Source organism: Acetobacterium bakii (genome assembly GCF_001263355.1).
Lineage (GTDB): Bacteria > Bacillota > Clostridia > Eubacteriales > Eubacteriaceae > Acetobacterium > Acetobacterium bakii.
Genome location: NZ_LGYO01000053.1, coordinates 1 through 12599, shown reverse-complemented (window position 1 = coordinate 12599; position 12599 = coordinate 1). Strand labels below are relative to the sequence as shown.

At 42.1% G+C, this 12599-nt stretch carries 12 protein-coding genes; 9 read left to right on the top strand and 3 right to left on the bottom strand.

Annotation, left to right across the window (positions count from 1 at the left end; all coding sequences use genetic code 11):
* The first annotated feature begins 143 nt into the window (after window positions 1–143).
* Genes AKG39_RS17145 through tsaD form a run of 5 tightly spaced genes read left to right on the top strand, consistent with a single transcriptional unit; the run spans window position 144 to window position 5630 of the window.
* Entirely contained in the window at window positions 144–2741 is a 2598-nt protein-coding gene (locus AKG39_RS17145; RefSeq protein WP_050741625.1) for a glycoside hydrolase family 3 C-terminal domain-containing protein, read from the top strand.
* A gap of 52 nt (window positions 2742–2793) precedes the next feature.
* Window positions 2794–3486, top strand: coding sequence for a tRNA (adenosine(37)-N6)-threonylcarbamoyltransferase complex dimerization subunit type 1 TsaB (gene tsaB, locus AKG39_RS17140; protein WP_050741624.1), 693 nt, complete (start codon window positions 2794–2796; stop codon window positions 3484–3486).
* A complete protein-coding gene (gene rimI / locus AKG39_RS17135; protein ID WP_050741623.1) occupies window positions 3476–3919 on the top strand; it encodes a ribosomal protein S18-alanine N-acetyltransferase in 444 nt (147 codons plus the stop codon). Before tsaB ends, rimI begins: the two co-directional genes overlap by 11 nt.
* Window positions 3912–4604, top strand: a complete 693-nt coding sequence (locus tag AKG39_RS17130; protein ID WP_050741622.1) for a TIGR01906 family membrane protein — start codon at window positions 3912–3914, stop codon at window positions 4602–4604. Before rimI ends, AKG39_RS17130 begins: the two co-directional genes overlap by 8 nt.
* 12 nt (window positions 4605–4616) lie before the next feature.
* Window positions 4617–5630, top strand: a complete 1014-nt coding sequence (tsaD, locus tag AKG39_RS17125) for a tRNA (adenosine(37)-N6)-threonylcarbamoyltransferase complex transferase subunit TsaD (protein WP_050741621.1) — start codon at window positions 4617–4619, stop codon at window positions 5628–5630.
* Window positions 5631–5644: 14 nt separating this feature from the next.
* Here tsaD and AKG39_RS20160 read toward each other — a convergent pair whose 3' ends face one another.
* The gene (locus AKG39_RS20160; RefSeq protein ID WP_050741620.1) at window positions 5645–5824 is read right to left on the bottom strand and encodes a hypothetical protein; all 180 of its coding nucleotides are present in this window, start codon (window positions 5822–5824) and stop codon (window positions 5645–5647) included.
* A gap of 69 nt (window positions 5825–5893) precedes the next feature.
* Between AKG39_RS20160 and groES the strand changes: the two genes are divergently transcribed.
* Both groES and groL read left to right on the top strand, forming a co-directional pair.
* Window positions 5894–6178 (top strand): co-chaperone GroES, encoded by a 285-nt coding sequence (gene groES, locus AKG39_RS17115; protein WP_050741619.1) that lies wholly within the window; start codon window positions 5894–5896, stop codon window positions 6176–6178.
* 42 nt (window positions 6179–6220) lie between these two features.
* The gene (gene groL / locus AKG39_RS17110) at window positions 6221–7852 is read left to right on the top strand and encodes a chaperonin GroEL (protein ID WP_050741618.1); all 1632 of its coding nucleotides are present in this window, start codon (window positions 6221–6223) and stop codon (window positions 7850–7852) included.
* 341 nt (window positions 7853–8193) lie between these two features.
* Here the strand turns inward: groL and AKG39_RS17105 are convergent, their stop codons facing one another.
* Both AKG39_RS17105 and AKG39_RS17100 read right to left on the bottom strand, forming a co-directional pair.
* Window positions 8194–8427 carry a hypothetical protein gene (locus tag AKG39_RS17105; protein ID WP_050741617.1) on the bottom strand — a complete coding sequence of 78 codons (234 nt, stop codon included), beginning with the start codon at window positions 8425–8427 and terminating at the stop codon, window positions 8194–8196.
* 40 nt (window positions 8428–8467) lie between these two features.
* Window positions 8468–10396 carry an ABC-F family ATP-binding cassette domain-containing protein gene (locus AKG39_RS17100; protein WP_050741616.1) on the bottom strand — a complete coding sequence of 643 codons (1929 nt, stop codon included), beginning with the start codon at window positions 10394–10396 and terminating at the stop codon, window positions 8468–8470.
* A 146-nt stretch (window positions 10397–10542) separates the two neighbouring features.
* Here AKG39_RS17100 and AKG39_RS17095 point away from each other — a divergent pair, with 146 nt between their 5' ends.
* Together AKG39_RS17095 and glnA are read left to right on the top strand one after the other, a co-directional pair.
* Window positions 10543–11172, top strand: coding sequence for a redox-sensing transcriptional repressor Rex (locus AKG39_RS17095; protein WP_050741615.1), 630 nt, complete (start codon window positions 10543–10545; stop codon window positions 11170–11172).
* Window positions 11173–11208: 36 nt separating this feature from the next.
* Window positions 11209–12537 (top strand): type I glutamate--ammonia ligase, encoded by a 1329-nt coding sequence (glnA, locus tag AKG39_RS17090; protein ID WP_050741626.1) that lies wholly within the window; start codon window positions 11209–11211, stop codon window positions 12535–12537.
* Window positions 12538–12599: the final 62 nt, after the last annotated feature.

Here is a 12599-nt window from a genome sequence, read left to right as displayed (position 1 = left end):
AAACAATTTTGTAACGTCGAGGCGGACATTTCAAGAAATTGTTGTTCGACCTAGTGGAGAAATTGTTTCGTGTGAAACTGATCGCAAAGCTCACGATACTATCGCAATTATTAATAAAATAATCTGTAAAGGAGCAGATCACAATGGATAAAAAATTAATCAGAAAAATCAGAAGAAATATGAATCTTGAAGAAATGACCTCATTGTGTTCCGGAAAAACAGCCTGGGAAACCATGAACTACCCACAGTATGGCATTGAGTCAGTGGTAATGGCCGATGGCCCTCATGGCCTTCGGGTAGAAGAATTGGAATGTGCTCTGGGAATGCCTGAGGCCAAACCAGCCACCTGCTTTCCACCTGCAGTTTTAACCGCCTGCTCCTGGGATGCAGCACTGCTTGAAAAAATTGGTGCGACCATTGCCATTGAAGCCCGGGCAGAAGGGGTTGACCTGATTCTCGGACCAGGGATTAATATTAAACGATCCCCTTTATGCGGACGAAACTTTGAATATTTTTCAGAAGATCCCCTGTTATCCGGGACTCTGGGAAAACATTTTATATTAGGCGCAAAAAACCAGAATGTAGGAACAACTATCAAGCATTTTCTGGCCAATAATCAGGAAACCCATCGGATGACGGTTAATGAAAAAATTGATGAACGGGCCTTGCGAGAAATTTATTTAAAAGGTTTTGAAATTGCCATTAAGGAAAGTCAGCCCATGGCAGTGATGTGTTCCTATAATAGCGTGAATGGAAAATTCCTATCTCAAAACAGTTATTTTTTGACCAAAATTCTTAGAGAAGAGTGGGGATTTGAAGGCATTGTCATTTCCGACTGGGGAGCAGTGTACGATCGGGTTAAAGGTGTGGCTGCCGGTCTGGATCTGGAAATGCCGGGAAATGGCGGCATAAACAATGAAAAAATATTTGATCGGATTAAAGAAGGCCGTTTGAAGATCACCACATTAAATGCCATGGTAGAGCGTCTCATTGACTTTTCTTTTAAAGCCAAAGAAAATCGCCGACAACATGAAGAAATTCCTGTTATCAACGTGAAAAAACATCATGAGATTGCTAAAATGGCAGCGGCTGAAAGCATGGTGCTGTTAAAAAACGAGGATAAGACCCTGCCCATTAATCAGGAAAAGATTAAGGAGCTGGCGATAATTGGCTGCATGGCCTTTGATCCCAGGTACCAGGGCAGCGGCAGTTCAAAAATCAATCCCTATCGGATTGATGATGCCTACGACCGAATCAAAGAGTTGGCGGAACCTGATATTCAGATCCTCCCTCATCAGGGTTATGTTCATGAAGAGCTGATTGAACAAGCCTGTCTGGGTGAGGAAGCCATTGAATTGGCAACGAAATCGGATATGGCCCTGATGTTTTTGGGCCTTCCGGATCGTTATGAATCAGAGGGCTATGATCGGACGAATCTGAATCTTCCGGAAAATCAAATTGAATTAATTCATAAGATTTGCGAGGTTCAGCCCAATACCGTGGTTATTTTATCAAACGGCGGTGTTGTGGACATGAGTTGGGCGGACAAACCCAAGGCGATTGTGGAAATGTTTCTCGGCGGTCAGGCCGGCGGCGGCGCCATTGCCGATCTTCTTTTTGGTAAAGCAAACTTCTGCGGCAAGCTCACCGAAACTATCCCCATGAAATTGGAAGATACCCCATCCTACATAAATTTTCCAGGGATTCAGGACGAGGTTATTTACGGTGAAAGTATTTTTGTGGGATACCGTTATTATGATTACACCAAAAAAGAAGTAAGGTACCCCTTTGGCTTTGGCCTCAGTTACACCAGCTTTCACTATGAAGGCTTGGAAAACCAGGACCTTTGCTTTGACACTAATAACAGTTTTGAGGTAAAATGCCGGGTAACCAATACCGGAGACAGGGATGGCAAAGAAATTCTGCAATTGTATACCGGTAAGAAGAATACAAAAATCACCCGACCGTTAAGAGAGCTCCGGCATTTTAAAAAAGTATTCATTCCGGCAGGGAAATCTGTTGAAGTTAGCTTTGAGATAAGTCAGGAAGATTTTAACTATTACAATCCATCAACCCAAAAATGGGAACATGAAGGCGGGATTCACGAAATTTATATCGGTTCTTCCAGCCAGGATTTACCGGTGGTATTTGAGGTAAGCCTACCGGATAATACATGGAGTCCGCTGACCCAATACTCATATTTAAGCGACTTCGAAAGAAGTGCACGGGGTCGTGTTATTATCAAGATCCTGTTATCCGGCTTTGAAGAAGCCATGGGACAAAACCTCGATGCCAATGATGCGTTTTTCATGGCTATGCTTAAAGGATCTCCGTTAAGAAAACTTGTTGAATTCTCCAATGGGATCTTCAGTGAAGAAAGCATTGAAAAAATTCTATATTTAGTAAATAAAAACGCCTCATTGGAAGGGCTTACCTTCGAGGATCTGATTGCCGTCAAAGAAAAGAAAAAAGGCTGGATCAACAGTTTTTTCAGTCGGAATGATGACCAGACCATTGGCATAAACTCAAAAGTTCGGGATATCGTCAACAATGAAGATGCAATGAAAATTCTGCGGAATTATTTTGAAGCCGATGCATTTGACAGCGAATATCTTCAAATTGCCATCCGTATGGGCGTTTGTTTCGACAAAGCCCAAAAATTGCTTCCTGATGATTTTTTCTCGGATGAAATGCTGGCACTGATTGATCTGGATTTTAAAAACCTTGCCAAGAAAAAATAAGCCATGGGATTTATAATCTCAAGAAGAAAATTTATTAAAGGAAAGATAATTTATGAATATACTCACCATTGATACATCTACCATTGTCGCTTCCGCCGCTATCCTCAACGAAGATAAATTAATTGGGGAAGTGGTCATTAATCATCAGAAAAAGCATTCCGAAAAAATGATGGTGGCCATTGACCACCTTTTATCGGATGGGGGTTTATCCATTAAAGATATTGATGTTTTTGGAGTTGTTGTGGGTCCGGGGTCTTTTACCGGGCTTCGGATCGGCATGGCAACCATTAAAGGTTTTGCCCAGGCCCTCAATAAACCCGTGGTCGGGGTGTCCACCCTGGAAAGTCTGGCTATGAACATCCCCTGTTCGTCAGGAACAATCTGTCCGGTACTGGATGCTCAGCGCAATCAAACCTACACCGGGATTTTTCATTTTGAACAGGGACAGCTGGTTCGGGATATCCCGGACGCGGTCATGGAAATTGATGATTTAATTGAAAAGTTACAAACAGTAACCGGCGATATTTTCTTTTTAGGCGACGGATTGCCGCGATTTTCCGAAGCGTTGTTGGCAGCTTGTCCGCGGGGCAAAAGAGTGCCCAATTATTTAAATATGAACCGGGCTTCCTCGGCGGCAGCACTAGTGTTGGAACGGGCGCTTAAGGGAGAAGTCAGTAATTATTTGGACATTGAGCCGGTTTATATCCGTCCTTCCTATGCCGAAGAACATCACAATGACCATTAATTACCGCATTATGACAGCCCAGGATATTCCGGACATTTTTAGTGTTGATCGGATGTGCTTTGAGCATAACTGGACACTCGAATCCTATGAATGTGAATTAAACAACATGCTTGCAACATATATTGTGGCAGAAGATAATGACCAAATCATTGGTTTTGGAGGCTTCTGGGCAATAATTGATGAGGCTCAGATAACAAATATCGGAGTTTTGGAAAGCTATCGTGGGCGTGGGGTTGCTCAAAAAATTCTAAATGAAATGATAAAGCTGGCTGGGGTAAAAGGCTGTCTGGCAATGACCCTTGAAGTAAGAGTCGATAACAAAGCTGCCATTGCCCTATACGAAGCCAATGGCTTTGAAAAAGCCGGGGTTCGAAAGAACTATTACGATAATAAAACAGATGGACTGATAATGTGGAGGTATCAACTTGAATAAAAAGACAACCCTGCTTTCGGCTATTATCGGCATCCTGTTTCCCATCATTATTCTCATCAGTGCCATCGAAATGGCCGCCTTTGATAAGGCTTTTTTTATGGACCAGGTTGAAAAAAATAATGTGGCGAAAAACGCCGGCATTTATGAACCGGACATGGAATTAGTGGTGGATGAGATTCTGAATTATTTACAGGGGGAGCGAGCTGACTTTGATATCCAGGCGCGTATAACCATTAATGGCGTGGCTTCGGAGACGGCGGTATCAATTTTCAATGAACAGGAAATCGTCCATATGGAAGACGTTCTGGCCCTGCTTAATCTGGCGCTGTTGATCCGAAATCTTGCCTTGGTGCTTTTTTTAATCGCCTTTATAGGCCTGTTAAAATGGAATCGCATGGGGTTAATTAAAGGTCTGTTTTGGGGATCAACTCTATTCCTGGGGATTATTATAATCATTGGCGGTTTCTTTTATTTGAATTTTGACGGCGCCTTTACGCTGTTTCATCAATTGGTTTTTTCCAATGATTTATGGCTTATGAACCCGAAAACCGACCGGCTGATCTGGATTGTACCGGGACCGTTTTTCTTTAATCTCATTATCCGGATGGTTCTGTATGCGCTTTTACCACTGGCCTTCACCGGAATTGGCACCGGGCTTATACTACTTAAAAAAAGAATGAAATAAATTGAGGTAATAATGAAAATACTTAGTATTGAGACATCCTGTGACGAGACCTCTGTGGCCATCGTTGAAGATGGACGAAAAATTTTAACCAATCGGATTTATTCGCAAATTCCCATTCACCAAAAATACGGTGGGGTTGTTCCGGAAATTGCATCCCGAAACCATGTGACCAAGCTGCCTTACATCATTGATGAAGCGCTGGCAGAAACGGGACTGACGCTTAAGGACATTGACGCCATTGGCGTGGCCAATGGTCCGGGTCTGGTGGGGGCGCTGCTGATAGGTTTATCTGCTGCCAAAGCTATGGCCTACAGTTTGGATATTCCCTTAATTGGGGTCCATCATATTGAAGGTCACATTGCCGCTAATTTTTTACAGTTCCCTGAATTGGCGCCGCCTTTTCTCACCCTGGTGGTTTCCGGAGGACACAGCCATTTGGTGCTGGTGAAGGATTATGAAACCTTTGAAGTCTTGGGAAAAACCAGAGATGATGCTGCCGGAGAAGCTTTTGATAAGGTTTCCCGGGTGCTGGGGCTGGGATACCCCGGCGGCCCGGCCATTGATAAAGCGGCTAAAAATGGGAATGCTTCGGCAATTCCATTTCCGCGGGCATTTTTGGACAAAGACCGCTTTGATTTCAGTTTCAGCGGATTGAAGTCGGCAGTTCTGAATTATCTAAATGGCAAGAAAATGAAAAACGAACCCATTGTTGTGAATGATGTGGCTGCATCTTTCCAAACCGCAGTGGTTGACGTGCTGGTGGCCAAAACCATTGCCTGTGCCAAATCCATTAATATGAAAACAATCTGTATTGCCGGCGGCGTTTCCGCGAATAGTTTATTGCGGGAAAAAATGACTGCGGCAGCCAATGATGAAGGGTTTACCCTTTATTATCCGGAGCCCATTCTCTGTACGGATAACGCAGCCATGATCGGATCCATGGCATATTACAACTACGTCAACCGAGGCGAAAGCGGTTTGAATCTCAATGCCATGCCGGGATTGAAAATAGGGACCCGCAGCTAAAGAAACGTTATTGTTCAGGCAGCGCAAAAAACCGTGCCGGCAAGGCTGCCCCAATCATCGTATTCGCATTTACATAAAAAGCTGAACACACACATAAATGTTAAAACAAACTTAAAAATAATTAAAATCACAAAAAAGGTGAAAAACAGCTTGCAATCATCGCTTAAATCATTTAAAATACTATTAGCACTCATGATGAATGAGTGCTAATAAATGATGCAAAAGGTACACCGTACCCAACATAATTAATATGGAGGAAAAAAATGAGTTTAAGACCATTAGGCGACAAAGTAGTTATTAAGGTTAAAGCAGAAGAAGTAACAACCCTTGGTGGAATTGTTTTACCAGGATCAGCCCAGGAAAAACCACAACAGGGTAAGGTTATTGCTGTTGGAACCGGCGAAATCATCGACGGCAAAAAAGTGCCATTGGATGTTAAGGTGGATGATGAAGTCATCTATGCAAAATATTCCGGCAGTGAAGTTAAAATTGGTGAAGAAGAATATTTAATTATTCGTCAGGCCGATATTTTAGCAATTGTAGAATAATAAGATTAAATTTAAAAAATAAAATTTCAGGAGGAAAATAATATGGCTAAAGAGATTAAATTTCGTGCAGATGCAAGAGAAGCACTCATTGCAGGCGTAGATAAATTAGCAAACACTGTCAAGGTAACATTGGGACCAAAAGGAAGAAATGTTATCCTCAGTAAATCCTATGGTTCACCAACCATTACCAATGATGGTGTTACCATTGCCAAAGAAATCGAATTAGAAGATGCATTTGAAAATATGGGCGCACAGCTTGTCAAAGAAGTTGCAACCAAAACAAATGATGTCGCTGGTGATGGTACCACAACAGCAACCTTACTCGCACAGGCAATTGTTCGAGAAGGAAACCGCAACGTCGTTGCCGGTGCAAATCCAATGGTTCTTAAAAAGGGCATTGAAAAAGCCGTGGTGGTGGTTGTTGAAGAACTAAAAGCCAACAGCAAACCGGTTGAAAGCAAAGAAGCCAAAGCACAGGTTGCTTCCATTTCCGCAGCGGATGCTGAAATCGGAGAACTGATTTCAGAAGCCATGGACCGTGTTGGCGACGATGGTGTTATCACTGTTGAAGAAGGCAAAGGCATGGGCACCGAACTTGAATTTACCGAAGGTATGCAATTCGACCGCGGTTATTTATCAGCCTACATGGTAACTGATACCGAAAAAATGGTAGCAGTACTTGATAATCCATATATCTTAATCACCGATAAAAAAATCTCCAATATCCAGGAAATTTTACCAATTCTTGAACAAATTGTTCAAACCGGCGGAAAACTTCTGATTATTGCTGAAGACGTTGAAGGCGAAGCCTTGGCAACATTGGTTGTTAACAAGCTCCGTGGAACATTTAACTGTATCGCTGTAAAAGCACCAGGCTTTGGCGATCGCCGAAAAGCAATGTTGGCTGATATCGCAACCTTAACCGGCGGCGAAGTCATTTCTGACGAATTGGGTCTTGATCTCAAAACTGTTACCATCGAACAATTAGGAAAAGCCCGTCAGATTAAAGTTGACAAAGAAAACACCATCATCGTCGAAGGTGAAGGAAATAAAGAAGCCATTGACGAAAGAATTCGTCAGATTAAAGTGCAGATTCCTGAAACTGATTCTGATTATGACCGCGAAAAATTACAGGAACGTCTTGCTAAATTAGCTGGCGGTGTTGCTGTGATCCAGGTTGGAGCAGCTACGGAAACTGAACTGAAAGAAAGAAAATATCGTATTGAAGATGCTTTAAATGCGACCAGAGCAGCCGTTGAAGAAGGTGTTGTTTCTGGTGGTGGTACTGCATACATCAATGCCATTGCAAAAGTAGATGAACTCATCGAAACGCTTGAAGGCGACGAAAAAACCGGCGCTGGTATTATCCGTAGAGCCATCGAAGAACCAATGCGACAAATTGCTATCAATGCCGGATTAGAAGGCTCAGTAATTATTTCGCAAATGAAGGGTAAAGATGTCGGCGTTGGATTTGACGTTCTTAAAGGCGAATTTGTTAACATGTTTGAGGCCGGAATCATTGACCCAACCAAGGTAACACGTTCAGCTATTCAGAATGCAGCCAGTGTTTCAGCAATGTTCCTAACTACCGAAGTAGCTGTTGCCGATCTTCCCAGCGAAGACATGGGCGGCGGCATGCCAGGCGGCATGGGCGGCGGAATGCCAATGATGTAAGCTTCGGCTTAATTTAAAAAAGAAGTCCCAATATTGGGGCTTCTTTTTTTTAAACGTCCCGGGGCCAATCGTAAATCGTTGTCGGCTGCATGAGCGTACAGGCTAGGCCTGTTCGTCATGATGCCGACAACTGATGTTACGATTGGCCCCGGGACTTACTTTTTGATTTGAGTAAAAACTCGTCCTGAAAGCAATGGTAAATCGTTGTCTGCTGTATGAGCGAACAGGCTAGCCTGTTCGCCATGATACCGACAACTGATGTTACGATTGTCCCCGGGACTTACTTTTTGTTTGGTTATTGTCTGTAGAAGCTCACGGTAGTTTTGCTGCGAGTTTACAGCTTATTCAACTGAATAGGGGATACCCGCAAAAAGGGCTTCCATTTCGTCCCGGTCTGCCTGGGAAAGCTTAATGATCAGACCATTGAGCAGAGTGATCATGGCCTTAGCATCAGGGGTCCCGTCATCCGCCGGTTTTGCCGCATATACGGCCATTAACATGGTATTTCGGGTTGTACCCTTAACTTCATTGAAAATTCCGTTTAAAACGCGTTTTTCGTCATTGGTAAGTTGCATAATTTCCTCCAAATTTATATAAAAATTAATGTGAATAGGATTATAGGGTTTCCAGAAGCATCAATGCCTCTTCCCATTGATCGGTGAGTTCGGCTAGCTTTAGTTTGTTATCTTCGTAGTCACAGTTGACCAGAGAGGCATTGTCCAGATCATTGTAAAAATCAGGGTGGCACATTTTCTGTTCAATCATTGCAATGTTTAGTTCCTGGCTGAGAATGGCTTCTTCAATTTCTTTGACCTCGCGTTTCAAATTGCGAAGGCGGGCCTCTTCTTCTTTTAACTTTTTTCGATCGGTTTTCTGCTGAGTTTTTGTGACCACAACTCTGTTTTCATTGGCAGTCAGTGTCTCGCGTTCCTCGGCTTCACTTTTATGCCGCAGGTAATCATCGTAGTTCCCTAAATGCACTTCAACCCCGTCGGGGGTGAAAACATATATTTTATTGGCAATGCGGTTAATAAAATACCGGTCATGGGAAATAAACAGGAGAGTTCCCTCATAGCTGGACAGGGCGGTTTCTAAAATATCCTTGGTATCCATGTCAATATGATTGGTAGGCTCATCCATTAATAAAAAGTTGGATTGGGAAATCATCAGCCGGGCCAGCAGCAAACGGGCCTTCTCACCGCCGGAGAGGCTTCCAATCGGTTTAAAAACCTCGTCACCAACAAAGAGAAAGGCGGCTAAATGTTTTCGCAGTTCACCTTCGGTTAAGCGTTTGTCAATATCCCAAAGGGCTTCCAGGAGGTTTTCATTGTAAAAGTTTTTAAGGTCATCGTGTTCCTGGTCAAAATATCCCACATGGACCTTATGACCCATACGGATTTCACCGGAATCAGCGGAAACAAGTCCCTGAAGAATTCGAAACAGGGTGGTTTTGCCGGCGCCGTTTGGTCCGATAATTCCAATTTTGTCGCCCCGGTGAATTTCAAAGGATAAATTCTGAAAAAGCAAGTGTTGATCAAAGGATTTTTTCAGATTCTCCACAGCCAGAACATCATTTCCGCTTTGTACTCTTGGTTTAAAACTGAAATGTGATTTATGAACGACTTCTGCTTTATCCAGCATTTCAACTTTTTCCAGAGCTTTTTCCCGGCTGGCGGCCCGTTTGGTACTCTTTTCCGTATTATATTGGTGAAAGCGCTTAATCACTTCCTTTTGATGGTTGACTTCTTTTTGCTGCTGTTGGTACTGATGATCATATTCCATGAGATCCAGGCGTTTTTTATGAGAAAATTGGGTATAATTACCATTATATACTTTGATTGTTTCTTTGGAAACCTCAAGAATTTTGGTGCATACCTTATCAAGAAAAAAACGGTCATGGGAGATTATAATGAAGGTACCGGAATAGGTCTTTAAATATTGTTCTAACCATTGCAGTGCTTCGATATCCAAATAATTGGTAGGTTCATCCAAAAGCAGAAGTTCAGGTTCCTGTAACAGAATTTGACCCAGTGTGGCCCGGGTTTTTTCGCCGCCGCTGAGAACTGAAAAGGCTTTATCCAGATCGTCTTCAACAAAACCAAGACCGTTTAGGATTCCCCGGACACGGCTGGGATATTCATAACCCCGGTTTTCAGAAAAAGCTTCCTGGAGCTCGCCGTATTCCGCCATCAGCTTTTCCTGCTCATTGCCTTTGGTTTCTGAGATTTGGTGCCCCAGTGATTTTATTTTTACTTCCATGTCAATGAGATTTTGAAATACCGAAGTGAGCATTTCATGAAGGGTTGTATCACCGGATACGGTTACCTCCTGGGCAAGGTAACTCATGGTGAGATTATTTTTTTTACTGATCCGACCTTCATCCGGAACTAATTCACCGGTTAGAAGTTTCAGGAAGGTTGATTTGCCTGTACCATTGCGTCCAACCAGACCAATTTGTTCTTTTTCATTAATGGATACGTTAAGTTCCTTGAAAATTTCATGGATGCCATAACTAAAGTGTAGGTTTTCTATATTAATTAACATTTTTTCACCTGTTTTCGCTTTTTATCAGTTTTTTATCTACAACTACCATTCTACCAAAAAAAGCATAAAATTAAAATGAATAATTTGACGTACTATGTGCACATTGGTATAATTAAAACGTTATTGAAAGAAAGGAGAAGTAAAATATGCAGCGCTTCTCAAAAAAAGTATCAATGACCGTTGTAAAACGGTTACCAAAGTATTACCAATATCTGAGTGATTTACTGGAGAATGATATTGAAAAAATATCGTCAAGAGAGTTGGCAAGCCTTATGGGGTTAACCGCGTCCCAAATTCGTCAGGATTTAAACTCCTTTGGGGGTTATGGACAACAGGGTTACGGCTATAATGTTGGAGAACTCAGGGAAGCTATTAAAGAAATTCTCGGACTTGACAGTGAATATAATTGCATGATCATCGGCGCCGGAAATATGGGACATGCCATTGCAAATTATGAACGGTTTAAACGTGAAGGTGTTATTCTTAAAGGTGTTTTTGATGTTGATCCACTGAGGGTTGGAACGGTAGTGGGATCTGTGGTAGTTAAACATATGGACGAAATTGAAAAGTTCATAAAAAATAATGAAATAGATATCTGCATTTTGTGTGTACCCAGAGAAGTTGGTCAAAAGGTTGCCACCCTGATAACTGATTTAGGAGTCAAAGGTATCCTTAACTTCAGTCCGTTGGATTTGGATGTTCCGGGTGATGTGGTTGTTGAAAATGTAAATATTACGGATAGTCTGTTTACGCTTACCTATCTTTTAGGAGAATAGGATCTCAGGAAAAATTGAGGGAATTTAATGGGGAAAATGATTTTTACAAAAGAAGCTATTATGAAAAAAGCGGAAGAAGAAAGCATTCTCTTTGTTCGGTTGCAGTTCACAGATCTAACAGGAATTATGAAAAATTTGACAATACCCATAGATCAATTGGAAAAAGCGTTAAATAATGAAATTATGTTTGATGGTTCATCCATTGATGGCTTTGTTCGGATTGAAGAATCAGATATGTATCTGAGACCGGATCTCAACACTTTTATGATTTTTCCATGGGATCAGAATATGGGGAAGGTGGCACGGCTGATTTGTGATGTTTATAATTCAAAAGGAGAATCTTTTGAAGGCTGCCCTCGCAATATATTGAAAAAAGTATTGAAACAGGCTGACAATATGGGTTATACCATGTATGTGGGACCGGAACTTGAATTTTTCTTATTTGAAGTGGATGAAAAAGGGAACCCAACACTTATGACCCATGATTCGGCCGGTTATTTTGATATGGCTCCCAACGATATGGCCGAACCAGCAAGAAGAGATATGGTTCTGGCGCTTCAACAAATGGGATTTGAAATTGAAGCTTCCCATCATGAATGTGCTCCGGGTCAGCACGAAATCGATTTTCGTTATGAGGACGCACTCACCGCTGCGGATAATATTATGACTTTTAAACTGGTGGTTCGTGTGATTGCCCAAAAACACGGGTTGCATGCAACCTTTATGCCAAAGCCCATTTACGGCGAAGCCGGATCAGGGATGCACACCAATATTTCCCTTTTCAAAGATGGAAAAAATGCCTTTAATGATCCAGAGGGAAAGATTGGTCTCAGTGAAGAAGCTTATAACTTTATTGGTGGTTTAATCAAACATGCCCGTGGCATGGCAGCTTTGACAAATCCAACCGTTAATTCTTACAAACGATTAGTGCCAGGTTTTGAAGCACCTACCCATGTTGCGTGGTCGCCTAAAAACCGCAGTCCGATGATGCGTATTCCAGATAAACGCGGGATTTCAACCCGGGTTGAGCTGAGAAATCCCGATCCATCGGTTAATCCTTATTTATCATTAGCAGGTAATCTGGCAGCGGGTTTAGATGGTATTAAAAATCAAATTGCAGCGCCTGAGCCGGTTTACGAAAATGTTTATGAATTAACTAAAGCTCAGCGAAAAGAAAAGGGGATCGTAGATCTTCCGAATAACCTTTATGACGCAATTAAAGAGCTTGAAAAAGATGAATTGCTGATGGATATGCTGGGGGATCATGCTCGAAAAAAATACATTGCAGCAAAGATTGAGGAATGGGATGCATATCGCAGCCAGGTCAGCCAATGGGAAATTGATCGCTATCTGACCTCAATTTAGACGCGTTGTCAGTGGCAAATAGAAAAAGAATCTGAAATTAATTTCAGATTCTTTTTCTATTT

Coding starts and splice junctions, on each gene's coding strand:
- groL (WP_050741618.1), top strand. CDS start 6,221: ATGGCTAAAGAGATTAAATTTCGTGCAGATGCAAGAGAAGCACTCATT.
- tsaB (WP_050741624.1), top strand. CDS start 2,794: ATGAATATACTCACCATTGATACATCTACCATTGTCGCTTCCGCCGCT.
- AKG39_RS17100 (WP_050741616.1), bottom strand. CDS start 10,396: ATGTTAATTAATATAGAAAACCTACACTTTAGTTATGGCATCCATGAA.
- groES (WP_050741619.1), top strand. CDS start 5,894: ATGAGTTTAAGACCATTAGGCGACAAAGTAGTTATTAAGGTTAAAGCA.
- AKG39_RS17145 (WP_050741625.1), top strand. CDS start 144: ATGGATAAAAAATTAATCAGAAAAATCAGAAGAAATATGAATCTTGAA.
- AKG39_RS20160 (WP_050741620.1), bottom strand. CDS start 5,824: ATGAGTGCTAATAGTATTTTAAATGATTTAAGCGATGATTGCAAGCTG.
- AKG39_RS17105 (WP_050741617.1), bottom strand. CDS start 8,427: ATGCAACTTACCAATGACGAAAAACGCGTTTTAAACGGAATTTTCAAT.
- AKG39_RS17095 (WP_050741615.1), top strand. CDS start 10,543: ATGCAGCGCTTCTCAAAAAAAGTATCAATGACCGTTGTAAAACGGTTA.
- glnA (WP_050741626.1), top strand. CDS start 11,209: ATGATTTTTACAAAAGAAGCTATTATGAAAAAAGCGGAAGAAGAAAGC.
- rimI (WP_050741623.1), top strand. CDS start 3,476: ATGACCATTAATTACCGCATTATGACAGCCCAGGATATTCCGGACATT.
- tsaD (WP_050741621.1), top strand. CDS start 4,617: ATGAAAATACTTAGTATTGAGACATCCTGTGACGAGACCTCTGTGGCC.